Below are 23,084 nucleotides of genomic sequence, written 5' to 3' on the forward strand. Positions count from 1 at the left end.
GATGGACGCCGTCGCCGCCGCGCTGGGCTGGTTGATCGAACCCTTGCATCTGTCGCTGCTGGCGGCGGGGCTCGCGGTGGTGGCCTGGCTGGCGCGCTGGCGCCGCAGCGGCGTCTCGTTGTTCCTGGCCGGCGCGGTGTGGTCGCTGCTGTGGTCGATGCCGGCCGCCGCCGACGCGCTGCGCGATTCGCTGCAACGCGCTTACCTGGGCCAGTCCGCCGAAGGCATGCCGGCGGCCGACGCCATCGTCGTGCTCGGCGGCGATATCGGCCGCCTCGACCGTTTCGACAGCGGCGACGCGCAGTCGCCGGAGTTGGCCGACAACCGCGTCGCCGCCGCCGCGCGCGCATGGCATGCCCAGCGCGCGCCGACGATCCTGCTCAGCGGCGGCCCCAACGGCACCAGCCGCGGCATCAGCGAGGCGCGGATCATGGCCGAGGCATTGACCAAACTCGGCGTGCCCGAGACGGCGATGATCCAGGACGACAGCAGCAGCGACACCCGCCAGAACGCCGAACACGCCGCCCGCATCGCGCGCGAACGCGGCTGGCAGCGGGTGATCCTGGTGACCTCGGCGATGCATATGCCGCGCGCGCTGCGCTGGTTCAATCATCAACGACTGCCGGCGTTGCCGCTGGCGCCGGCCGAAGCGCCGCCGCTGTTGAGCGCGGCTACGCCCTGGCAACCGTCGATGCGCGCCTTGCGCTACAGCGCGCGCGGGCTGCGCGAGTACGCGGGGCTGTTGGTGGCGATGGTGATCTAAGCCGCCGTGCTGCCGGACGAAAGCAGCTGTAACGAAAACGGCGCCCCGAAAGGCGCCGTTTTCTTATCGAAGGTCTCGCGAACGCCGAAGGCGATTCGCGAAACCGACCGCACCGCGCTTACTCGACCGTGACCGCCTTGGCCAGATTGCGCGGCTTATCGACATCGGTCCCGCGCGCCAGCGCCGCGTGATACGCCAGCAGCTGCACCGGAATCGCATGCACCACCGGCGACAGCACGCCGACGTGGCGCGGCGTGCGGATCACGTGCACCGCTTCGGATTCGCCGAAGTGGCTGTCCAGGTCGGCGAACACGAACATCTCGCCGCCGCGCGCGCGCACTTCCTGGATATTGGATTTCACCTTCTCCAGCAGGCTGTCCTTCGGCGCGATCACCACCACCGGCATGTCCGCGTCCACCAACGCCAGCGGGCCGTGCTTCAGCTCGCCCGCCGGATACGCCTCGGCGTGGATGTAGGAGATTTCCTTGAGCTTGAGCGCGCCTTCCAGCGCGATCGGGTAATGCACGCCGCGGCCCAGGAACAGCGCGTGCTGCTTGGGYGCGAARCGRTCGGCCCAGCCGATGATCTGCGGTTCCAGGTTCAGCGCGTGCTGCACGCTGCCGGGCAAGTGACGCAGCGCATCGACGAATTCGGCTTCCTGTTCCACGCTCAACTTGCCACCGAGCTTGGCCAAGGTCGCAGTCAGCGTGAACAACGCGACCAGCTGCGTGGTGAACGCCTTGGTCGACGCCACGCCGATCTCGGCGCCGGCGCGGGTGTAGTACACCAGCTTGCTCGCGCGCGGGATCGCGCTCTCGGGCACGTTGCAGATCGACAAGGTCTTGTCGTGGCCCAGCGACTTGGCGTACTTCAGCGCTTCCATCGTGTCCAGGGTTTCGCCCGACTGCGAAATCGTCACGATCAGCTGCTTCGGATTCGCCACCGCGGCGCGGTAACGGTATTCGCTCGCGATCTCGACCTGGCACGGCAGGCCGGCGATGGCTTCGATCCAGTAACGCGCGGTCAGGCCGGCGTAGTAACTGGTGCCGCAGGCCAGGATCTGCACGCCTTCGACACCGGCGAACACCGATTCGGCCTGCGCGCCGAACAACTCCGCCGAGAACCCGCCGTTGTCCATCACCGCTTCGATGGTGTCGGCGATGGCGCGCGGCTGTTCGTGGATTTCCTTCTGCATGAAGTGGCGGTACGGGCCCAGCTCCAACGAGGCCAGCGATACATCCGACACATGCACGTCGCGTTCGATCGCCACACCGGTCTGGTCGAACACCCGCACCTGGGCGCGACTGACTTCGGCGGTGTCGCCTTCTTCCAGGAAAATGACACGGCGCGTGGCCTGTAAAATCGCCGACACGTCGCTGGCGACGAAGTTCTCGCCTTCGCCCAAGCCAATCAGCAGCGGGCAGCCCATGCGCGCGGCGATCAAACGGCCGGGCTCGTGCTTGCTCACCACCGCGATCGCGTAGGCACCGACCAGTTCGCTGACCGCCGCTTGCACTGCGGCTAACAAATCCAATCCCTGCTTCTGGTGGAAATGCACCAGATGGGCGATGACCTCCGTGTCGGTCTGCGACTCGAAGGTGTAACCGGCCGCGCGCAGACGCTCGCGCTGTTCGTCGTGATTTTCGATGATGCCGTTATGCACCACCGCCAGTTCGCCGAAGCTGATGTGCGGGTGGGCATTGGCTTCGGTGACGCCGCCGTGGGTGGCCCAGCGGGTATGGCCGATGCCGATCTGAGCATGGAAGCCTTCCGCCTGCGCGGCGTTCTCCATCTCGCTGACGCGGCCGGTGCGGCGCACGCGGCGCAGTTGCGCGCCGTCGAACACGGCAATGCCGGAGGAATCGTAGCCACGATATTCCAAGCGTTTTAGTCCGTCGATCAGGACCGATACCACATCGCGATCCGCGATCGCTGCAACGATTCCGCACATGCTGGAAGTACTCCGGGGGAAGTGGCGATAGTTTATCCATCTGGCGGCGCAACAGGCGCGACTTGCGTCCCGACCAAGATCGATGCGAGCGCATTGCGACGCTTTAGCGGCCTCGATTTTCCAAACTATTTCAGGCCGCGTTAAGCCGGGCGCTCATGCCGCCTGTTCACGCACCTGTGCGTATCGCCCTTATCCGCCGCGTAACAAAAATGCCTTCGACCCCGATGCGCACGAATGCGACCGGGCTCTCATTTCCCGCGTCGGGTTAATCGCTCGCGCTGCGAACTTCCGGATGAGTCGGTTCGATACGCGCGCCACGGCCTGCGACAGGGCCCGGGACGCGGTCAAGGCGAGCCGTCCAGGCGATGCATTGGCAATCACGGTGCGGACTGCGGAATCCGGCGGTCCGCCGCGGCTCAAGGACGATCGATGCGATGGTACGCGCGCCCATTTACCGATTTTCGACCGCGCCGGCGGGGCCTGAACAGGCCTTCGACGCCTGGCGCAGGCAAAATACTTTGTTCGACCTGGCGCCGTCGGCCCGCGACATCGGCTTCGGATGCGATTTCAGCGGCAGCAATCTGGACGGCGTGCTGATCGGGCGTTGCCTCATGCGCAGCAGCCCGGGCGCTTTTTATCGCGCGCGCCGCGATGCCTCGCTGCTGCGCCGCGACGAATTCGATTACTACTACTTCCACCTGTGCCTGGCCGGCACCGTCGAATTGGCGACCGAACAGCACTGTGTGCAGGCCAGGCCCTCGCAGATCGTCATCGCCGACATGACCCGCCCCTCGCATTGGACTGCCTCGCAGGGACACGCGGCGATGCTGATGGTGCCTCGCGATCGCTTGCCGGCGCGAGCGCGATCGATGCACGGCCTGCGCCTGGACGCGAAGCCTTATGCGCCCGTCATCAGCTACCTGCAGTCGATCGCGCGACATCGGGAATGCTGGCCGCGGCAAGGCGCGGCCTGGCTTTCGCGCTGCGTCGTCGATCTGCTGACCGCGCACGTTCTCAATGACAGCCGCGCCGCTTCAGGCAAAACGCACGAGCCGCCGCTTCGGCAACGCGAACGTGTCGAAGACTACATCCGCGCGCACCTGGGATCGGCCGACCTGAGCGCGACACGGATCAGTCGCGAGGTCGGGGTATCGCGTTCGGCCTTATATCGGATGTTCGGCGAGGACGGCGGCGTTCGCCATTTCATTCAGGCCGCGCGCCTGGACGCCATCCATCGCGCGCTGCGCACGCCCGGGCCATGCGCGAAGCCGCGATTGGGCGAACTGGCCTGGCGCTACGGCTTCGCCAGCGCGTCGCAGTTCAGTCGCAGCTATCGCCATCGCTTCGGCCACGCGCCGCGCGAGCAGAGCGTCTCGGACGCCGGTTCCGCGTCGGCCGGTGCCGGCAATGGCAACGGCTTACCCGAATCGTCCCCGACCGATCGCGACTACCGCGGCTGGATTCACTCCGGAATGGATCGCGAACGACGCCGCGGCGAATGAGTCGCGCCGCGGCGCCGGCCGCATCAATTGTCCAGCAACAGCATTTGCAGAATCGGCGAAATATCGACTGTCCCCACCCGCGCGACCGCGGCACCCGCGTCGAGAATCCCCGCGCCGCAACCGTTGGGGCAACCGGCCGGCCCGGGCCGCGCGGTGGCCTTGATCACCGCTTCGATCTGCGCCGGCGTCTGATACTTGACGCTGCCGATCAACGCCGCGACGCCGGCCACGTGCGGCGCCGCCATCGAAGTGCCGGCCTTGTAGCCGTAACCGTTGTTGCCGACCGTCGAGTACACGCCCAGGGAACCGTCGCCGCCCGGCGCGGTGATGTCGATCGCCGCTCCGTAGTTGGAATACGACGCGCGATTTCCCTGAATCGTGTTGGCCGCGACCGCGATGACGTTGTTGCAGCTGGCCGGTTGGAAATTCGACGCGTCGGCGTTGTTGTTGCCGGCGGCCACCACGACCGTGGTGCCTCGGGCGACGGCGGAATCGATCGCCTGTTGATAGGCCCAGTTGCAGTGACCGCTGCCGCCCAGGCTCATGTTGATGACCTGAGCACGATCGGCGATTTGCGGCACCCCGGGCACGGCGCCGCCGGACGCCCAGACCACCGCGTCGGCGATGTCCGACAGCTTGCCGTAGCCGCCGTTGCCGAGCACCCGCGCGTGCACGATCTTCGCGTTGAAGGCCACCCCAGCCACGCCTTGGCCGTTGTTGGTGACCGCGGCGATCGTGCCGGCAACGTGCATGCCGTGCTGGACGTTGGAGTTGTCGTAGGGATTCGGATCGCGGCCGTCGCCGTCGCTGGAGCCGCCATTGCCGCCGTTGGTGGTGCTGATGAAATCGTAGCCCGGGGCGAGATTTCCATCGAGATCGGCATGACCGAGAAAACCGCTGTCGATGACCGCCACGGTCTGGCGCGCGCCGGTGGACATGTCCCAGGCGCGCGGCACGTTGGCGCCGCCGACCGGATCGTAGAAATCCCATTGCCGCGGATAGTCGGCGTCGTTCGGATTCATCAGGCCGCGCAACCATACGTCGGCTTCGATCACCTGCACGCTGCGCTCGGAAGCGAAGCGCTCCATCAAGACCTGCGCCAGATCGGCGTCGATCGGCCGGTCGGTGGCGACGACGTCGGCGTCCAGCGCCATCCTGCGCACATGCAGGAGTTTCAACGGCCGGCCCTGAGCATCGGCGAGTTTCTCCGCGACGCGGTCCAGACTGAGTTGAAGCGCCTGTTCGTCCTTGAATTCCGGGCTGTCGGGCAGGTAGCGCACGATGAATTGTTGAATCGGAAGATCGTCTTCGGGTTTGTCGGACGGCCCCGACGCCGCGTTCGCCTGTGCGCTCAATGCGCAGGCGAACGCGAGCGCCGAGGCGAGCGCCCGGCGTTGCGATAAGCGATGTGAGATTGGCTTGGCCATATCGACTTCCTGGTCCGGATGCTGCGAATGCGCGGAACCGCTCCGGCAGGACCGGTCCGCGGGCTACGATTGAGCGCGAACGCCGGCGCCGGCTCAGTAATCGTCGGTGGTCAGGATGTAGTACGGCTTGGCCTCGACCCAATCGCCCATCGTCTCGCAGGTCTTGCCGTTGGGCGTATAGAACAGGCCGATGTTGGGCCGGGACGGCCCCGACTGCGCGGCCAGCAGCATGGCGTACATCGACTTGCAGTTGACGTCGCCGTTGAGATAGCACACCACCCACACCAGTCCGGTGGTGTTGAGGCGAACGTGCACGGCAGGATTCGAACCGCCCGACAGGCCGAGCTCATCGAGCTTGCCCCAGCACGAATAATTGGCGAACGCCGGCGCCTGGATCAGCGTCAGGCCCAGTGCCAACAGCGTGGTTTTCATGAGTTTCGCTTTCATGACCGACTCCTTGGTATCGATGAGGATGGTCGGCGCTTCCAGCGTCGCGGCGACGCGAGGGCCGATCCGCAGCCAGCGTCGTCCACGCCGGGACGCTCGCGTTATCCACTGCGTCCCAGCTTGTTGTCCTCACGTCCCAGGATCGATGCGGGCGGCCTTCGCCGCATCGCGCGGCCGATGGCTGTTGCGCGCGCAAGGCCTCAGTAGCCCAGCCGCACCGACTTGATCTCGGTGAACGCCGACAAGCCGACATGGCCGTTCTCGCGACCGTAGCCGGATTGCTTGACGCCGCCGAACGGCAGCGTGGCTTCGCCGCCACCGCCGTTGACGATGACCTGGCCGGTTTCCAGCAGGCCGATCAGTCCATGCACCGTGCCGATATCGCGCGCCCACAGTTTTGCCGACAGGCCGTAGCGCGAATCGTTGGCGAGCGCGGCGACTTCGCTCAGCCCGGCGTCGTCGGCGAACGGCGTCACGCACAGCACCGGCGCGAAGATTTCTTCCTGCGCGACGCGCATGTCGGCGCGCGCATCGGCGATCAGGGTCGGCTCGAAGAAATAGCCGGGACCGCTGCGCGCATGGCCGCCGCGCAAGACGCGCGCGCCCGCGGCCAGACTGTGGTCGATGAGGTCCTGCGCGCGCCGGCGCTGCGCGTCGCTGATCATCGGCCCCATGTCGGTGCCGTCGGCATAACCCGCGCCGATGCGGATGCGCTGCATCGCCGCGTGCATTTTCTCCAGCAGCGGCGCGTGCACCGATGCTTGCACGTACACCCGCGATCCGGCCGCGCAGTATTGCCCGCTCTTGAAGGCGATTTCGCCCACGATCGCTGTGGCCGCCTTGTCCAGGTCGGCATCGGCGAACACCATCGCCGGCGATTTTCCGCCCAGTTCCAGCACCACCCGCTTCAAGTTGCTGCGCGCGGCGGCGGCCATGATCGACTGGCCGACCTGGGTCGAGCCGGTGAAGCTGATCAGGTTGACGTCGGGATGTTCCGCCAGCGCTTGACCTGCGGCGACGCCGGTGCCGGTGACGATGTTGACCACGCCGGCCGGAATACCGGCTTCATCGCACAGCTCGCCGATGTACAGCGCCGACAGCGGCGCCAGTTCGGCCGGCTTGATCACCACGGTGCAGCCGGCGGCGAGCGCCGCGGCGAGTTTCTGCAGCACCATCAGAAACGGCGCGTTCCACGGCGTGACGATGGCGGCCACGCCGATGGGTTCGCGCAGGAAGTAATCCATGCCGCGTTGATCGGCCGAGCGCATCGGCACTTCGCCGGCGATCTTGGTGGCCCAGCCGGCGTAGTCGCGCAGGCTGCGCAGGCCCAGCGGCAGATCGCCGTTGACGATCGACATCAGGCTGTGGCCGGCGTCGAGCGATTCGAGCAAAGCAAATTCCTGTTGGCGCCGTTCGATCGCGTCGGCCAGCGCGAACAACGCCGCCGCGCGCCGCGACGCCGGCAGGCGCGGCCACGGGCCTTCGCGAAAGGCGCGCCGCGCCGCGGCCACGGCCAGATCGATGTCGCCGCTGTCGCCGGCGGCGATGCGGGCGATCGGCTCGCCGGTGGCCGGATCGTCCACCTCCAGGGTCTGCGCCGACAACGCCGGCCGCCAGACGCCGTCGATCAGCAGCCGCGGCGGGCGTTGCGCCAACGACTGGCGCAGCTGTTGCAATGCGGCTGCGCGGTCGGACGCCGCGTACACGCTCGGGTTCGCTGATTCGGTCATGCGCGTTGCGGCTCCACTGGCTTCGGCCCGCCCGCGCGAGCCCGCACCGGCTTAAGTTGACAATATCAACCAATAGAGTTGACATTGTCAACTTACCCAGATTTTCCCTTCAATCCGAGCCACCGGCCCGGTCCCGCGGCATCCGCCGCAGCAGGCGTTCCAGTTGCTCGCGCTCGCCCGCGTCCAGTTCCTGCACCAGCGATTGCGCGACCACCTCGCGCAAGGCCTCGGCGCGTTCGTGCGCGTGCGCGCCATCGGCGGTGAGGACAAGCCGCTGGCGTTTCTCTCCGGCCTCGTTCGGCATGCGGCTGACGTTGCCGCGTTCCAGCAGGGTCTTGATGATGCGCGCGATCTGCGCTTTGTCGCGTCCGCTCGCGCGCACGATGTCGTTCTGGGTGCAGCCGGGATTGCGCGCGACGAAGCGCAAGGTCCGCGCTTCCATCGCCGCCAGGCCGAGCTCGGCCTCGCGCAAGGAGCGCTGCATGCTCGCGGTGGCGTGCTGCATGATCTCGTTGACGAGGTTGAGTATCTCGATTTCCCGGCTGGCCGACATTTCCGCTCCGCAGTGGACTGCCGGCAAATTGTTGGACCCGGGCACGGTGGCGTCAACCTGACGCAAATACACGACCGGCGACGGCCGCACGCACCGCGCGGCGATTCACGCAAGCCGGCCTGCATCGCCCATGGCCGTCCGCATGGCCGATCCGCGTCATTGCTTATGTCGAATCGACCCCCTGCCGCCGCAGCGCCGTCCGCGGCCCAACTTAGGAACGCCATGGCCAGTCCCGCCGCCAAGCCGAACATTCTGATCATCCTCGTCGATCAACTGCGCTTCCCGCGTTATGCCTACGGCGCCGAGGGCGGCTTCGCGCCGCAGCTCAAGGACATCGTCGGCTTCCAGGGCGAGCCCGAGGCCGATAACGACTACCGCCGTTTCTTTCCCGGACTGTGGTCGCTGCGCAAGCATTCGGTGGTGCTGCGCAAGCACACCATCGCCTCTTCGGCCTGCATTCCCAGCCGCGCCGCGCTGATGACCGGGCAATACGGCGCGCGCACCGGCGTGACGCAGACCGACGGCTTGTTCAAGAACGGCGACGCCGACGCGTTTCCGTGGCTGGCCGAAGACGGCATCCCGACGCTCGGCCACTGGTTCCGCGGCGCCGGTTACAAGACGCATTATTTCGGCAAGTGGCATGTCAGCAATCCGCCGGCGCACTCGCTGCAGAAATACGGCTTCGACGATTGGGAGTTGTCCTGGCCCGAGCCGCACGGATCGAGCATCAACAACCTCGGCGCCTACCGCGACATCGGCTTCCGCGATCTGGTCTGCGGCTTCCTGCGCGGCCAAGGCCTGGGCCTGCCGTACAACCGCCATCTGGCGCAGCAAGACCAAAGCCGGCCGCTGGCGCAACCGCCCAGCACCGAAGCCAAACCATGGCTGGCGGTGGCCTCGTTCGCCAATCCGCACGACATCGCGACTTATCCCGGCCTGCCGCGCGGGCTCGATCCCGATGCGCCGCCGCTGGGTCCGTTGCCGGTGCCGGCGCAGGGCAGCTTCAGCAATCCGCCGACCGCCGGCAGCCTGAGTCTGGCGCTCAATCCGCTGGGATTTCCGCAGGACAACGCGCGCGTGCCGCCGAGCATGGACGATCCGCTCAGCAACAAACCCGCGTGCCAGTTCGACTACGCGTACAAGATGGGCCTGGCGCTCGCGGCCAAGACCGGGCTGTCGGCGCAGACCCAGGCCGGGCTGGATGCGGTCAACGCCGCTTTGCTGTCGGGCATTCCGTTCCAGCTGACCCGCGATCCGCACGAAGCGGTGCTGCGTTTCATCCAGTACTACGCCTGGCTGCAGCATCTGGTGGACGGCCACATCCGCCATGTGCTCGACGCGCTGGACGAATCGGGCCAGCGCGAAAACACCATCGTGGCGTTCATGGCCGATCACGGCGAATACGGCGGCGCGCACAACTACATGATCGAGAAGTGGCACACCGCGTATCAGGAAGTGCTGCACGTGCCGGTGGTGATCCAGTCGGCGCGGATCAATGATCGACCCGACATGCGCCAGATCGACGCGCTGACCAGCCATGTCGACATCGTGCCGACCCTGCTCGGCCTGGCCGGAGTCGATGCGGCGCAGCGCGAGCAGATTCGCCAGAGCCTGCGCGAGACCCGCCCGGTGCCGCCGTTCCCGGGCGTGGACCTGAGCGCGGTGATCCGCGGCGAGGAGACCGAACCGAAACAAGCCGACGGCCAGGTGCGCGAAGGCATCCTGTTCGCGACCGACGACGAAATCACCGAGCGCCTGCACGCCGATATCGATCCGCATCAAGTGCATTCCGATCGCGAGTTCAAGATCTTCCTGGACATGGTCGATGTGGTCCGCGACGGCGACAGCCGGCTGCCGTACAACGGCCCGGTGCCGCAACTCGCGCCCGGCCCGGTGCGCCAGCCTAACCACGTGCGTTGCGTGCGTTCGGGCGAGTGGAAGCTGGTGCGTTACTGGGACCCGCGCGGCATCGAAGCCGACCAGTGGGAGCTGTACGACCTGGAACACGACGGCTGCGAGATGACCAATCTGCTGGTCACCGACGGCCACTTCCCGACCCCGATCGCCGCGCTGCCCGCGCCCTACACCGCCGTACAGATCGTGGAGACGGCGAACCGGCTGGCGCGGCTGTTGCAGCGCTACGAAAAAGAAATGCTGTCGGCGCCAGAGCAGTAATCGCCCCGCGCGGCGACGGCCGGGCCCCGCCCCGGCCGTCGCCGGCGGACCGGACCATCGGATCGCAGCCGCCTGGCTGTCGCCTCCCCCAACCGCGGACATCGACAAATAGCTCACCCGAAACTGACGCGTTATGCTGATGCCATCCCTTCCGGCGCCTTCCCGATGACCGCCGCTGCTCCGCAAGACATCACCCAGCTCCTGGAGAGTTGGCGCAATGGCGATGCCAACGCCGAGACGCAGTTGCTCGAACAGATCTACCCGGTGCTGCGGCGCCTGGCGCAACAACGCCTGACCCGCAGCGGCCAGCTCACCCTGCTGGCCACTGAGCTGGCCAACGACGCCTACTTCAAACTGGTCGAACAGCGCGACGCGCCGTTCCAGAACCGCGTGCACTTCTACGCCATCGCCGCCCATGTCATCCGCCGCCTGCTGGTGGATCATCTGCGCGAACGCTCGGCGCTCAAGCGCGGCGGCGGCGTGTTGCAGGTCACCTTGCAGGCCGGACAGGACGTCGCCGCGGCCACGCCGGATCTGGCCGACGCGCTCGACCTCGACCGCCTGCTGCAACGCCTGGAACGCATCAACGCGCGCGCCGCCAAGGGCGTGGAGCTGCGCTACTTCGGCGGCCTGACCATCGAAGAAACCGCGCAGACCATCGGCGTGTCGCTGCCCACCGCCAAGCGCGACTGGCAGTTCGCCCGCGCCTGGCTGCACGACCAACTCGCGCCGCCCGGCGCCTGAGCCGGAACCTTCGCCATGCACACCTCCACCTCGGTGTGGTCGCAAGCCGCCGACTTGTTCGCGCGCGCGCTGGAACTGCCGGCGCCGCAGCGCGAAACGTTCCTGCGCGAGCAATGCGCCGCCCAGCCCGATCCGGCGGCGCTGTACGACGCGGTGCAGCGGCTGTTGCAGGCGCACGAATCGCTGGACGAATCGGCGGACGATTCGGGCCCGTCGGAGCGCTGGCATGACCTCGCCTCGGCCGCGGCCGAGGACTGGATCGAGCACGACGCCGAGCGCCTGAGCCCGGGCAGCCGCGCCGGCCCGTTCGTGATCGAACGCGAACTCGGCGCCGGCGGCATGGGCCGGGTGTATCTGGCGCGGCGCGAGATCGATCAGGGCGAGCAGCGCGTGGCGCTGAAGGTCGCCGCGTTTCACCGGCTGGCGCCGCAGGTGCGGCAACGCCTGCGCCGCGAGCGGCAACTGCTGGCGTCGCTGGAGCACCCCAACATCGCCCGTCTGGTCGATGCCGGCGATCTGGCGCCGGATCGTCCTTACTTCGCGATGGAATACGTCGACGGCGAACCGATCCTCGCCTACTGCGATGCGCGACAACTGCCGCTGCGCGCGCGCATCGCGCTGATGCTGCAAGTGCTGGCGGCGGTGGAGTACGCGCACCAGCGGCTGGTGCTGCATCGCGACCTCAAGGCCGGCAATGTTCTGGTCGATGGCGAGGGCCGGCCCAAGCTGCTCGATTTCGGCATCGCCAAGGCCCTCGCCGGCGACGGCAGCGCCACCGACGCGGCCGCCACCGCCGATGCGCAATCGTTCTTCTCGCCGGCCAGCGCCGCGCCCGAGCAAGTGCTGGGCGCAGCCACCGGCGTCGCCACCGACATCTATGCGCTGGGCGCGCTGATGTACCAGTTGTTCGCCGGCGAACTGCCGCTGGCGACGGCCGAATCCAATCCGGCGCTGCTGGCGCACGCCATCGCCAACACGGTGCCGGCGCTGCCCAGCCGCGCGGTCGCGCAACTGGAAAAACACGATCCGCAGCGCGCGCTGCGGATCGCTCAGCAACGCCACGCCGGCAGCGCGGCGGCGCTGAGCCGGCAATTGCAGGGCGACCTGGACACGATCCTGGCGCGCTGCCTGCGCAAGGAACCGGCGCAGCGCTACGCCAGCGTGGAGCGGCTGGCCGCCGATCTGCGCGCGGTGCTGGAATCGCGGCCGATCGCCGCGCGTCACGGCGAAACCTTGTACCGCCTGGGCAAGTTCGCCCGCCGCCACACTGTCGCGCTGAGCCTGGCCGCGGCCATTTGCGCGATCACCTTCGGCTTCCTCACCTACACCGTGCTGCAGTCGCGGCAGCTGGCGCTGGCGCGCGATCGCGCCGAGGCCCGGCGCGTGCAGGCCGAGCACGTCACCCAGTTCATGGTCGATCTGTTCCGCGCCAACGATCCGGAACAGGCGCGCGGCAAGGATCCCACCGCGCGCGAGCTGCTCGCGCGCGGCTCAAAGCGGCTGCAACGCATCGACGATCCGGAAACCCGCGCCGCGCTGGCGTTCGCCATCGCCGACATCCATCTGTCGCTGAACGATTTCGCCAGCGCCGAGCGCCATTCGAGCGATGCGCTGAAACTTCGTCTGGCGCTGCCGCAAACCGACCCGCAGGCGCTGCGCCAGACCTACCTGCAGCGCGCGCGCGTCGCCGCGGCGCGGGCCGAGTATGCGCAGGCACAGCAGTTTCTCGATCAAGTCGAACAGCGCCTGCCGGCGGGCGCCGCCGCCATCGACGAACGCCTGCAACTGCAGCGCCAGCGCGCCGGTCTGTACCAGTCGCAGGGCCGTCTGGAGGCTTCGCTGAAACTATGGGAATCGGTGGATCGCGAGCACCAGCAGCGCTACGGCGGCAGCGACCCGCGCAGCAGCGAAGCCCGCTACGGCTGGACCAGCGCGCTGCGCGCCGCCGGCCAACAGGCGCGCGCCGCGCAACTGGAGGCGCAGCTGCCGGGGGTTTCGGCCGAGCACGCCGACAACCCGGCCGCCGCCAAGGCGATCTACAAACAAGCGCTGCAACAACGCGACGCCGGCAACTACGCGCAGGCCGAACGGCTGGCGCGCGAAGCGCTGCGCATCGACCTGAAACTGCACGGCGAGAACCACGGCGACACCGCCGATGCCTTCAACGCCCTGGGCACGATCGAACAAGGCCGCGGCAACTACGCCGCGGCGGTCGATTATTTACAGCGATCGATGCAGATCAAGCGCGCCGTCAACGGACCGACGCACCCGCGCGTGGCCGGGGCCGAATTCAATATCGGCCTGATGCGCCATCTGTATCTCAACGACCCGGCCGGAGCCGAGCCGCATCTGCGCAAGGCAGTGGAGATCGGCGCGGCGAACTTGTCGCCGCGGCATCTGAATCTGGCGTTCTATCGCATGGGCTGGGCGATGGCCCTGCACGATCTGCACCGCGACGCCGATGCGCGCGCGGCGCTGGCGCCGGCGCGCGAGGTGTTCGAAAGCACGCCGGGGCAGACCTTGAATCTGGCGCTGGCGCGGGCGGAAACGGTCTGCCTGTCCGCGCCCCCGCTGAGCGCCGCGCAGAAAACCGAGTTGGCGCAGGCGCTGGTCACGGTCCGCGCCGAACAGGCCGCGGACCATCCCAAGCGCCGCCGGCTGGAAAGCTGTCAGGCGCGCTTAAAATCCATCGCCGCGCGTTAAATCCGCCGCGGCGCGCTTCAAGGTTGCAGGCGACGCGGCGATGTGGCGCGCCTTATTGAACGAGGATGGGTTGCGGCGATTCGGGCGGATCGACCGGCGCCTCGCCGGGGCCGGGCTCGGGTTCGCTGTTGGGATCGGCGAACTCGATCGGCCAGATCAGATGCGCGCCCATGCCGACCGTCAGCGGCGTGCCGTTCACCAGGCCATTGCGCAGGCGCACCGGCGCCCATTGCCCGCTCGGCAAGGTGAACTGCATCCACTGGCTGTCGCTGCCCGCCAGGCGCACGCTGACCAGGTTGCCCTTGCGATGCATATCCACGCGCGGACGCTCGCCGACTTCGCCCAGTACGATGAACTGATTGTCAGCCAAGGCCGGCCGCGGCCCGCTGTAGCCGGCGTACGACCAGCCCGGCGCGGAACGCGGAATCCATTCGCCGTTGAGCCTGAGCTGCGTGTCCTTGCGCAGCAGCGACAGCACCAGGATGTATTCCGAGGTGGTCCCGCCCTTGTCCTCGCTGCGGAAGGACCATTCCACCAATCCCGCTTCGGTGTGGGTGTCGGCCTGCGAGCCGAGTTCGGTTTGGCTGAGGAACGCCCAGAAGTACACGTCGTCGGGCTTGGACACCCGATCTTCCCGCAGGTCGGCCAGACGCAGGTACAGGCCCTTGTCGAAGGGAAGATCGTGCATGCGCAACGGCGGTTCGTCCGGACGCTGCGACGCGCCGGAATTGATGTCCGCGCCGGTCACCATCAGTTTGACTTCGCATCCGCCGCCCTTGTGCCCGGGTTCTATTTCCATGAGACCGGCGCCATCGCAAAAATCGTTTCCAGCCGTCGCCTGCCCGGCCAACAGCAGCAGCGACGCCGCCGCCAGCGGATACCACACCTTCTTCATGCCACTCCCCTTGTTGACTCCCCGATACCGGGGCCGATGGTAACGCGCCGCTCGCTACGGTTATCCGTGGATGAGCCGGGGATTCCGGCTCATTTGCCTGTGTCCGGAACCGATAACCAACCGCTTGAACGATGGAAGCGCCGACTAAGTCCCTCTCCGGCTCGCGGGAGAGGAGTTGGGGTGAGGGCGCGGGAAATGCCGGAAGGCTCGCACCTTGGCGCTCCCTCACCCCAGCCCTCTCCCGCAAGCGGGAGAGGGAGAAAAACAAGATCGTGTCGGCTGCCTTTATTCGACCGGATTGGGAACCGGCGTTTCGGGCGGATCGATCGGCGGCTGGCCGGGGCCTGAGCGGACATCGACGTCGCGGAACTCCGACGGCCACGACAGATGCATTTTCATCCCCTCGACCATTTGCACGTTGCGCAGTAAGCCGTTGCGCAGGCGGATCGGCCGCCACTGGCCTTCGGGCAATTCGAACCGCGCCACCACGGGCTTGTCGGAGTCGCGCAGTCCCACCAGCACCGAGCGGCCGTCGCGCTTGAGGTACAGCCGCGGCAACTGGGCGAACTGAGCCGAATCCGGGAGCATGTCCCCCAGCTTGATGCGCTGGTTGTCCACTAGTAACGGTTCGATGCCGGGCGCGGTCGCCGACGACCAGCCGCGGCCGGGCGGGATCACCCAGTCCATGTTCAACACGAGGCTGCGGCCTTCGCGCCTGAGCGACAGCGCCAGCACGCGGCCGGCGTCGGACTTGTCCTGGGACTCGAACGACCACTCCACCAAGGCCGCTTCGGTATCGGATACCGGCGAGCTGCCCAGGCTCGCCGAACACACGGTGAAATTGATCTGCAGGTGTTCCGGCGTCGCGATGGCCGCGCCGCTGCTGCTGAGCGCCGCATACAGGCTTTGGTTGAACGGCATGTCGCGCAGCCGCAGCGGATACGAATCGATCACCCAGCCGTCCGCGATCGGGCCGGGGACCGCCAGATTGACTTCGCAACCGCCGGTGTTCGGATCCGGCGGAACCGGATCGGTTCCGAGCGCGAGTGCGTTATCGCAAAAATCGTTCCCCGCCATCGCCTGCCCGCTCAACAGCAACAGCGACGCCAAGATGGGATAGCACAACCTGTTCATTCGAATCTCCTTGTAAAAACCGATATCCGCAGCCGCCGGTGCGGCAGGTCCGTCCGGCTGCGATCCTTGCGCGTGGGTAGGAACGGCTACGGCTCGCGCAGGCCGCAACCGGGTCGGTGGCGCGCACGCAATCCGCGCGCCCATCAGGCGTCATCGCCACTGCGCGCCGTCGCCGGGGCGGTCGCGGGTGGTGTGATCCATAGCTCGTAATCGGCGCGAAGAACGGCTCATGCCGGCGCGAAATCACGTGCCGTGCCGACGCCGCGGCGGGCCCGAGCGCGTCGGCGATCACAGTCGCGCAGACGCGAATCGCGGGCGCCACGGGGTGCGCGGTGAAGCGTGATCCAGCCGTCAGAAGCCCGCGCGCGGCCCGGCTAGTCTCGCCGAACCCCCTCTCGCAATTCGTGAACCGTATGGTCGATATCCATCAGGTCTGGCCGTACTTCGTCATGATGCTGGCGACGTTCGCTTTCGCCTGGCTGCCGTTGTTCCGGCGCGCGGACCTGATCGGGCCGCAACTGGACAAGCGCACCGACACCCTGGACGGCCTGCGCGGTTTCCTGGCGATGAGCGTGTTCGCCACGCACGTGATCGTCCACTACGACTACCTGATCACCGGGGTGTGGAAGCCGTCCGCGGCGCAGTTCTACAACACCGCCGGGGTGGTGTCGGTCAGCGTGTTCTTCATGCTCACCGGCTTTTTGTTCTGGAACAAACTGCTCAAGGCCGACGGCCGTCCGGGCTGGAAGGATCTGTATATCGGCCGCGTGTTCCGCCTGGGGCCCATGTACGTGGTCGCGGTGCTGGTGATGATCGGCGTGGTCGCGTATCGCACCGGATTTCAATGGCGGGTGCCGCCTGTGCAGGCGATCGCCTCGGCGCTGGCGTGGCTGGCGCTGGGCATCGTGCCGCCGCCGCCGACCATCAACGGCTACACCGACACCGGCACGATTCTCGCCGGCGTGACCTGGACCTTGTTCTTCGAGTGGCTGTTCTATTTCTCGCTGCCGCTGCTGGCGTTCTTCGTGCGCCGCCGTCGCCATCTGATGTTCACCGGCAGCGTCGTGATGCTGTGCCTGCTGACCATCCTCGCCGCGACCTGGGGCGGCGGCTTCGAGCCCGGGGTCAAGCCGCGTCCGATCCTGCTGCTGGCGGTATTGGCCGAACTGATCCTGATGCTGGTCTCGGGCGTGTTCGTCGCCTCGCTCCTGCATGCAGGGTTCGGCGCCAAGCTGCAATTGCACAAACCGCTGTGGGCCGCGGTCGCACTGGCGTGCATCGTGCTGGTGTTCGCGGCGATGCTGAGCACGCGCAGCATCGGCATGTTGCAACTGCTGGCGCTGTGCCCGCTGACCGGCGCGTTCTTCTTCATCGTGTGCTCGGGCAATCGCCTGTTCGGCGTGCTGTCGCTGGCGCCGGCGCGGCGGCTGAGCAATCTGAGCTACAGCATCTATCTGTCGCAGGGATTGGCGATGGTGGCGGTGTTCGCGATCCCGGGCGTCAAGACGTATGCGCTCAGCGGCACGGTGCAGTTCTGGATCGTCAACATCGGCTGCGGCCTGGTGCTGTGCCTGAGCGCATTGGCGACGTATCTGTACGTCGAGGAGCCGGGCATCCGCATGGGCAAGCGGATCATCCAGCGCCTGGGCAGCAAGCGCGCGCCGCTGGGCGCGGTGCCGTCGCCGACCTGAGGCCCCGGCGGCTGCGTCGCCGGCAATCGAGTCGTCCCCTCTCGTTATAGATATGGGGCCGGCGGAATTTGCTTCAAGACTTTTATAATTCCAGGAAATTCATATAGTTGCATCGTCCTCTCAGCAGGCACGGGCGACCCATGAACGACTTCGACACCTCCGCTCAAAGCACGCCCTCGCGTCCGCCGGACGCCTTGCCCACGTTCAAGAACGACGACGCCCGCGACCGCTATCTGGCCGCTTACGACGCGGCCGTGCGCGAGTGGCCGATCGTCTGCGAGCAGCGCGATATCCCGAGCCGTTGGGGCTCGACGCATGTGATCGTCAGCGGCCCGGCCGATGCGCCGCCGCTGGTGCTGCTGCCCAGCTTCGCCGGCACCGCCACCGCCTGGCGCCTCAACGTCGCCGGGCTGAGCGCGCACTACCGCACCTACGCGATCGATGTGATCGGGCAGCCGGGCAAGAGCTGGTCGCATCGACGCCTGCGCGATCGCCGCGAATACGCCGACTGGCTAGGCGAGGTGCTCGATGGCCTGGGCCTGTCGCGCGTATCGATCGTCGGTTGTTCGTTCGGCGGATTTCTGGCCTTGAATCAGGCCTCCCTGACGCCGCAGCGGGTCGAGCGCGTGGCGATGATCAGCCCGGTCGGCAGCTTCGCTTCGCAATTCTGGAAGCTCACTTACTCGGCGCGGATCAAGCGGCCGCTGGTCAAACTCTGGCGCCGCCTGAGCGGCAGCAAGCGCGCGCCGAGCATGACCGACCTGGGCGTGCGGCCGCCGCGCGACACGCTGTGGGCCGCGTTGATGGCGACAACGATGATGCCGGCGTTCTCCGCGGTCGGCGTCATCAATCCGGCGGTGCTGAGCCGGCGCGAACTGCGCGCGATCCGCGCGCCGGCCTTGTTGCTGATCGGCGACGCGGAGCGGCTGTACGAACCGGCGGCGATGACGCGCTTGGCGCGCAGGCGCATGCCCGCGCTGGAAACGGCGATCGTTCCCGACGCCGATCACGTCGCGGCGATGGCGCAGCCCGATGAGGTCAACGCGCGGATCTTGCGCTTCCTGCAACCGCGCGATTGAAGCGGCAACGCCGATGAGGACTTCATCGGCGTTGCCGGTGCCAGGCCGCTGCGGCCCGGATCAGTGCCAGTTGAGGTTGAGCGACACGCCGACCACGCGCGGCTCGTTGTAGACCGCGGCCATGTAGTTCTCGATCACGCCCTTGAGGTTCTTCTCGTTGGTGATGTTGCGCGCGAACAAGGCGACTTCGTACGCGCCGTAACCGCCGGTGTAACCCACCTTCAGCCCGCCCTCGAAGTTGCCGCTGGCGTTGAATTCGGTCGAGTCGTACAGCACGAAGCTGGTGTAGCCCTGCTTGTTCCAGTCGGTGGAGACGAACAAGGCGCCGCTGTCGCTGACCGGGATGTCGTAGCGCGCGCCCAGGTTGACGCTGTACTTGGGCGCGTTGGGCAGCGGGTTGCCGTTGATCTGCGCGAAGGTGTTCGCGCCAACCTTGATGGTCGGATCGTTGACGGTGCACACCACCGTGCCGTTGAGCGCGCACACCTGGGCGTAGACGCGGCTGTCCTCGATCTTGCTGCGCAGCAGGCTCACGCCAGCGGTCAGCGACAGGTTCGGGATCGGGCGCCAGTCCAGGTCGGCCTCGACGCCGTAGGCGCGCGCCTTGTCGGCGTTGAACAGCACGCCGTTGCCGTTGGAATCGTTGCCGTTGAGCTGGATGTCATCGACGGTGTAGGTGAAGCCGGTGACGTTCAAGCGCAGGCGGTTGTCGAACAGGCTGCTCTTGATGCCCGCTTCCCACGACAGGATGGTTTCCGAATCGGCGGTGGTGAAGTCGGCGTTGAACACCGCCGAGCGGCCCTGGATGGTCGGGCCGCGGAAGCCGCGCGCGACCTTGGCGTAGACGCTGAGGTTCGGGTTGATTTCGTACATCGCGCTCAGGTCCCAGCTGGGCTGGGTGTCGGACATGCGCACATCGCGGCGACCGGTGTAGGTAGACACGCCGGCGACGGTGTCGGCGGTCTTGAGCAGGCGCGTGCGCTTGCTGTCCTTGGTCTCGCGCAGGCCGGCGGTCAGGGTCAGCGCATCGGTGACCTTGTAGCTGAGCTGGCCGAACGCCGCCCACGAGGTATTGCTGTTGCGCAGACGCACCCAGTTGTTCGGATTGCGCGCCGCGCCCTTGAGGAACCAGGCGCGCTGATAGAAATCGGTGGTGTCGCGGCCGTCGAAATAGAACGCGCCGACCTGCCATTGCAGGGCGTCGTCGCCTTCGCTGGCCAGGCGGAATTCCTGCGTGAACTGGTCAAGGTCGCGGACCTGCCCCATCGACTGGCCGAAGCCGTTCGGCACGCCACGCACCGGGAAGTTGGCCGCGGCGCCGCCGTCGGTGTCGCCGCGGCTGTAGCCGGAGGTGGTTTCGTAGGCGCTGATCGAGGTCAGCGAGGCTTCGCCGAAGTTGTACGTGGCCTTGACCGAGCCGCCGTAGGTCTTGTACGCCTGCGGGTTGTTGCCAGCTTCGTCAAAGGCGACCTTGTCGCGCGGCACATCGACTTTGTTGGAGCCCTTGACGATGGCGTTGCGCAGGAACAGCGTCGAGGTGCCGGCGTAGTCGCGCGCGTGCGCCGAGGCCAGTACCGAGAAATTCTCGCTCGGCGTCAGCAGCAGTTGCACGCGCAGATTGCGGTCGTCGAAGCCGCCCATCGCGTCCTTCTTCGGCGTGACCGTGCCGTCGGCGCTGGGGCCGGTGAAGGTGTTGTCGACCCAGTCGTCGCGGTGCTGGTACAGCGCCGACACGCGGAACGACAGGATGTCGTTGATCGGGCCGCCGATGCCGCCGTCGAAGGACACGGTGTTGTAGCTGCCGTAGCTGGCCTGCATGCGGCCGCTGTAGTCCTGGCTCGGCTTGATGCTGTCGAACTTGATGATGCCGGCGGTGGTGTTGCGGCCGAACAGCGAGCCCTGCGGGCCGCGCAGCACTTCGACCTGATCCAGGTCGAAGACCGGATTGGATTTCAGCACGACGTGCTCAAGCACGACATCGTCCTGGATGATCGACACCGGCTGCGAGGCGCCGAGGTAGAAATCGATATTGCCCAGGCCGCGGATGTAGAAGCGCGGGAAGATGCGTCCGGTGGTGGTTTCCGCGTACAGGCTGGGAACGCGGCCGGACAGGGCCAGCAACGTATCGTCGCCGCCGGCGGTCAGCGCGCGCATCGCGTCGCCCTGCATGACGCCGACCGAGACCGGCACGTCCTGCAGGTTCTGCTCGCGGCGCTCGGCGGTCACGGTGACCGCGTCGAGCGAAGTCGCCGATTCGTGCGCGGCCGGAGCGGCGGCGGCGGCCGGAGCCGGTGCGGCGTCCTGCTGGGCCGAGGCGGCGGTCGCGGCGCAGACCAGCAACAGGCCGGCGCAGGCCCGGGCCAGCACGCTCCTGCGCGAAAGCGCCAGCAGCCGGCGGGAGTCGTCAACGCGGCTGCGCGGCGGCAGGCGTACTTCATGCAGATACATCGTGGGAAATCCTTGGCTGGCGCTGAGGTGCAATGCGTTCGGCTCGCGCAGGGCCGATGGCAGCGTGGCGGACTGTTCCGCGTGGCGGCACGGTATGTCACAAGTGTTGCACGCCGGTTGCATATCGGCGCGTCTGCGACGGCGCGCTCGCTGTCGGTGCGCGCGGGCGATGGCGGCTCGGGGGCGCAGGCGCTGTGCTGGCGAAAACACGCGAGTCCGCGCCGGCGAAGGCTTTGAGCGAGGTGAACAGCGACGGGCCGACGATGGCCGGCGCGCTCATTGCGCAGCCGGCGAGTGCCGCCGGATGCGGCGGCGCTGCAAGACGGGCGATGGCCAGCCGCCAAAGCCCGCACACGCGGCCGCCGCGATGCGGAGGCCGCGCGGCCGTCGCTGCGCCGGGCCGGCGGGCGTCGCTGCACTCATGCAGCGAGCCCGGGACGGCGCCGGCGCAACGGCGCCGCGATCAGGGACAGGTGTAGGTGTCGCTGGCCTGTGGACGGTAGGCGGCCCACATCGCATCGGCGAAGGCGTTGGCGTAATAGCCGCCGTCGCGGCCGGTGCCGTGCGCGGCCGGCCAGCGTCCGGTTCCGTCGGCCGGATTGTTATCGGCCGCGCCGTTGCCGCGCGGCTGATAGGGATCGGGCTGGGTCCACACGCCGTGCTGCACCCAGCGGTCGGCGTAGTGCAGGATGCGGTCGTCGGTCCAGATGCAGCGCAAGGCCGGCAGCAGCCGCAGCGCCAGCGCGGTGGCCTTGTAGGCCTTGGCCGTGCAGCAGAACTGGTAGTAGTCGCCCGGTTGCTGGCCGCCGTCGATATAGCCGTAGGGGTCGCGGCAATCGCGCGAATTGGTGCCGTGGATCTGGTTTTCCCAGTAGTCCTCCGCCGAACACGGGCTGCCGAACAGCACGACGCCGGAACCTGCGCCGACCGACAGCTGATCGTCCTCCTGATATGTCCCGCCCTGGAAATCGCGCACGCGCTTGCTCAGCGCCGCGTCGTCGAGCAGCAGCGCCGACATCGCCAGCACCAGCTTGCGGCCGTGGCGGTGGCCGCCGTCGGCGTTGAAGTGCAGCCCGCCCTGCATGGCGGCGTCGAGGTCGATGCCGTACTGGACCAGATTGATCGCCAGCTGCCGGCGTTCCAGCGGATCGCCGTCGATCATCAGGCGCAGCGAGGCCACCGAGGTGTCCATCGCGATCGCCGCGCCGTAGTCGGGCATGTTGAGCGTCGGGTGGATCTGATCGGCCTGCCAGCCCAGCTGATGATCCAGCTGCACCCGGGCGAAGCGATCGGACAGCGAACGCAGGCTCGGCATGTCCGGCAGGCCGGTCAACGCCGGCAACCGGTCCATGCGCAGGCGGCTGACCGGATACAGCGGCTTGGTGCGGCCGAAGTACGGCGGACGGAACACATCGCGGCCGCCGCCGGGCGGAACCGCGCTCAACACCGTCAGCACCACCGCGGTCTGCAGCGCGGTCTTGTCGTTGCCGGCGAGCGAAACCGCCTTGACGATGGACTGATTGGGCGCGGCCGAATACGGCAGCGCCGGCACGCGCGTGGCGTCGTAACCGCCGGCGTCCTTGTCGAAGCCGTGGCGGTCGATCCGGGACGGATTGACCTCGAAGCCGTTATGGCCGCCGGCGAAGGCCGGGCTGATCGAGGTCACCTTGACCTTGCCCGCGCTGCCATCGACCGGGGTGACCCAATAGTCGCCGTTGGCGAACTGGCCGCACGGGTACGCGCGGTCAAGAGTGAAGGTGACGCCGTACTGCTGCACCTGCGAACACGTGGCCGCCGCGGCGGCGCGCGCGCTGCCGGCCTGGACCGGCGCGGCGCCGACGG

16 protein-coding genes are annotated in these 23,084 nt (G+C 67.6%); 7 read left to right on the top strand and 9 right to left on the bottom strand.

The genetic code is table 11. The features are described 5' to 3' along the window. The first annotated feature begins 1 nt into the window (after position 1). Positions 2 to 763, top strand: a complete 762-nt coding sequence (locus tag AB4Y92_RS20090; RefSeq protein WP_441821275.1) for a YdcF family protein — start codon at positions 2 to 4, stop codon at positions 761 to 763. 118 nt (positions 764 to 881) lie between these two features. Here AB4Y92_RS20090 and glmS read toward each other — a convergent pair whose 3' ends face one another. Beyond that, on the bottom strand, positions 882 to 2,714 hold the full coding sequence (gene glmS, locus AB4Y92_RS20095; protein ID WP_441821276.1) for a glutamine--fructose-6-phosphate transaminase (isomerizing): 1,833 nt from the start codon (positions 2,712 to 2,714) through the stop codon (positions 882 to 884). A 434-nt stretch (positions 2,715 to 3,148) separates the two neighbouring features. Here glmS and AB4Y92_RS20100 point away from each other — a divergent pair, with 434 nt between their 5' ends. Next, positions 3,149 to 4,216: a helix-turn-helix domain-containing protein gene (locus AB4Y92_RS20100; RefSeq protein ID WP_441821277.1), complete on the top strand. Its 1,068-nt coding sequence runs from the start codon at positions 3,149 to 3,151 to the stop codon at positions 4,214 to 4,216. 23 nt (positions 4,217 to 4,239) lie between these two features. Here the strand turns inward: AB4Y92_RS20100 and AB4Y92_RS20105 are convergent, their stop codons facing one another. The 4 genes from AB4Y92_RS20105 to AB4Y92_RS20120 form a co-directional block, all read right to left on the bottom strand. Further along, positions 4,240 to 5,643, bottom strand: coding sequence for a S8 family serine peptidase (locus AB4Y92_RS20105; protein ID WP_441821278.1), 1,404 nt, complete (start codon positions 5,641 to 5,643; stop codon positions 4,240 to 4,242). A gap of 93 nt (positions 5,644 to 5,736) precedes the next feature. Continuing rightward, a complete protein-coding gene (locus tag AB4Y92_RS20110; protein ID WP_441821279.1) occupies positions 5,737 to 6,090 on the bottom strand; it encodes a hypothetical protein in 354 nt (117 codons plus the stop codon). Positions 6,091 to 6,290: 200 nt separating this feature from the next. After that, positions 6,291 to 7,820, bottom strand: coding sequence for an aldehyde dehydrogenase family protein (locus AB4Y92_RS20115; protein ID WP_441821280.1), 1,530 nt, complete (start codon positions 7,818 to 7,820; stop codon positions 6,291 to 6,293). Positions 7,821 to 7,929: 109 nt separating this feature from the next. Continuing rightward, positions 7,930 to 8,463: a MarR family winged helix-turn-helix transcriptional regulator gene (locus AB4Y92_RS20120; protein ID WP_441821281.1), complete on the bottom strand. Its 534-nt coding sequence runs from the start codon at positions 8,461 to 8,463 to the stop codon at positions 7,930 to 7,932. A 132-nt stretch (positions 8,464 to 8,595) separates the two neighbouring features. On the opposite strand from AB4Y92_RS20120, the gene AB4Y92_RS20125 reads away from it, so the two are divergent. The 3 genes from AB4Y92_RS20125 to AB4Y92_RS20135 all read left to right on the top strand — a co-directional run bounded on the left by AB4Y92_RS20125 (position 8,596) and on the right by AB4Y92_RS20135 (position 13,995). Next, positions 8,596 to 10,548 (top strand): sulfatase-like hydrolase/transferase, encoded by a 1,953-nt coding sequence (locus AB4Y92_RS20125; RefSeq protein ID WP_441821282.1) that lies wholly within the window; start codon positions 8,596 to 8,598, stop codon positions 10,546 to 10,548. Positions 10,549 to 10,713: 165 nt separating this feature from the next. Further along, positions 10,714 to 11,292 carry an ECF-type sigma factor gene (locus AB4Y92_RS20130; RefSeq protein ID WP_441821283.1) on the top strand — a complete coding sequence of 193 codons (579 nt, stop codon included), beginning with the start codon at positions 10,714 to 10,716 and terminating at the stop codon, positions 11,290 to 11,292. Between the two features lie 15 nt (positions 11,293 to 11,307). Then, positions 11,308 to 13,995, top strand: a complete 2,688-nt coding sequence (locus tag AB4Y92_RS20135; protein WP_441821284.1) for a protein kinase domain-containing protein — start codon at positions 11,308 to 11,310, stop codon at positions 13,993 to 13,995. A 52-nt stretch (positions 13,996 to 14,047) separates the two neighbouring features. Here the strand turns inward: AB4Y92_RS20135 and AB4Y92_RS20140 are convergent, their stop codons facing one another. Together AB4Y92_RS20140 and AB4Y92_RS20145 are read right to left on the bottom strand one after the other, a co-directional pair. Next, the gene (locus AB4Y92_RS20140) at positions 14,048 to 14,890 is read right to left on the bottom strand and encodes a hypothetical protein (RefSeq protein WP_441821285.1); all 843 of its coding nucleotides are present in this window, start codon (positions 14,888 to 14,890) and stop codon (positions 14,048 to 14,050) included. Between the two features lie 285 nt (positions 14,891 to 15,175). After that, positions 15,176 to 16,024 (bottom strand): hypothetical protein, encoded by an 849-nt coding sequence (locus AB4Y92_RS20145; protein ID WP_441821286.1) that lies wholly within the window; start codon positions 16,022 to 16,024, stop codon positions 15,176 to 15,178. Positions 16,025 to 16,437: 413 nt separating this feature from the next. On the opposite strand from AB4Y92_RS20145, the gene AB4Y92_RS20150 reads away from it, so the two are divergent. After that, complete coding sequence (locus tag AB4Y92_RS20150; protein ID WP_441821291.1) at positions 16,438 to 17,715, top strand: acyltransferase family protein; 1,278 nt, start codon at positions 16,438 to 16,440, stop codon at positions 17,713 to 17,715. Between the two features lie 140 nt (positions 17,716 to 17,855). After that, on the top strand, positions 17,856 to 18,794 hold the full coding sequence (locus tag AB4Y92_RS20155; protein ID WP_441821287.1) for an alpha/beta fold hydrolase: 939 nt from the start codon (positions 17,856 to 17,858) through the stop codon (positions 18,792 to 18,794). 60 nt (positions 18,795 to 18,854) lie between these two features. Here the strand turns inward: AB4Y92_RS20155 and AB4Y92_RS20160 are convergent, their stop codons facing one another. Both AB4Y92_RS20160 and AB4Y92_RS20165 read right to left on the bottom strand, forming a co-directional pair. Continuing rightward, positions 18,855 to 21,242, bottom strand: a complete 2,388-nt coding sequence (locus tag AB4Y92_RS20160) for a TonB-dependent receptor (RefSeq protein ID WP_441821288.1) — start codon at positions 21,240 to 21,242, stop codon at positions 18,855 to 18,857. Positions 21,243 to 21,705: 463 nt separating this feature from the next. Beyond that, positions 21,706 to 23,084: hypothetical protein (locus AB4Y92_RS20165; RefSeq protein ID WP_441821289.1), on the bottom strand; the 1,379-nt coding region annotated here is incomplete at its 5' end.

The organism is Lysobacter sp. TAB13 (genome assembly GCF_052113885.1).
GTDB lineage: Bacteria > Pseudomonadota > Gammaproteobacteria > Xanthomonadales > Xanthomonadaceae > Lysobacter > Lysobacter gummosus.

Coding starts and splice junctions, on each gene's coding strand:
- AB4Y92_RS20140 (WP_441821285.1), bottom strand. CDS start 14,890: ATGAAGAAGGTGTGGTATCCGCTGGCGGCGGCGTCGCTGCTGCTGTTG.
- AB4Y92_RS20110 (WP_441821279.1), bottom strand. CDS start 6,090: ATGAAAGCGAAACTCATGAAAACCACGCTGTTGGCACTGGGCCTGACG.
- AB4Y92_RS20090 (WP_441821275.1), top strand. CDS start 2: ATGGACGCCGTCGCCGCCGCGCTGGGCTGGTTGATCGAACCCTTGCAT.
- AB4Y92_RS20100 (WP_441821277.1), top strand. CDS start 3,149: ATGGTACGCGCGCCCATTTACCGATTTTCGACCGCGCCGGCGGGGCCT.
- AB4Y92_RS20125 (WP_441821282.1), top strand. CDS start 8,596: ATGGCCAGTCCCGCCGCCAAGCCGAACATTCTGATCATCCTCGTCGAT.
- AB4Y92_RS20115 (WP_441821280.1), bottom strand. CDS start 7,820: ATGACCGAATCAGCGAACCCGAGCGTGTACGCGGCGTCCGACCGCGCA.
- AB4Y92_RS20130 (WP_441821283.1), top strand. CDS start 10,714: ATGACCGCCGCTGCTCCGCAAGACATCACCCAGCTCCTGGAGAGTTGG.
- AB4Y92_RS20135 (WP_441821284.1), top strand. CDS start 11,308: ATGCACACCTCCACCTCGGTGTGGTCGCAAGCCGCCGACTTGTTCGCG.
- AB4Y92_RS20150 (WP_441821291.1), top strand. CDS start 16,438: ATGGTCGATATCCATCAGGTCTGGCCGTACTTCGTCATGATGCTGGCG.
- AB4Y92_RS20105 (WP_441821278.1), bottom strand. CDS start 5,643: ATGGCCAAGCCAATCTCACATCGCTTATCGCAACGCCGGGCGCTCGCC.
- AB4Y92_RS20160 (WP_441821288.1), bottom strand. CDS start 21,242: ATGTATCTGCATGAAGTACGCCTGCCGCCGCGCAGCCGCGTTGACGAC.
- AB4Y92_RS20155 (WP_441821287.1), top strand. CDS start 17,856: ATGAACGACTTCGACACCTCCGCTCAAAGCACGCCCTCGCGTCCGCCG.
- AB4Y92_RS20145 (WP_441821286.1), bottom strand. CDS start 16,024: ATGAACAGGTTGTGCTATCCCATCTTGGCGTCGCTGTTGCTGTTGAGC.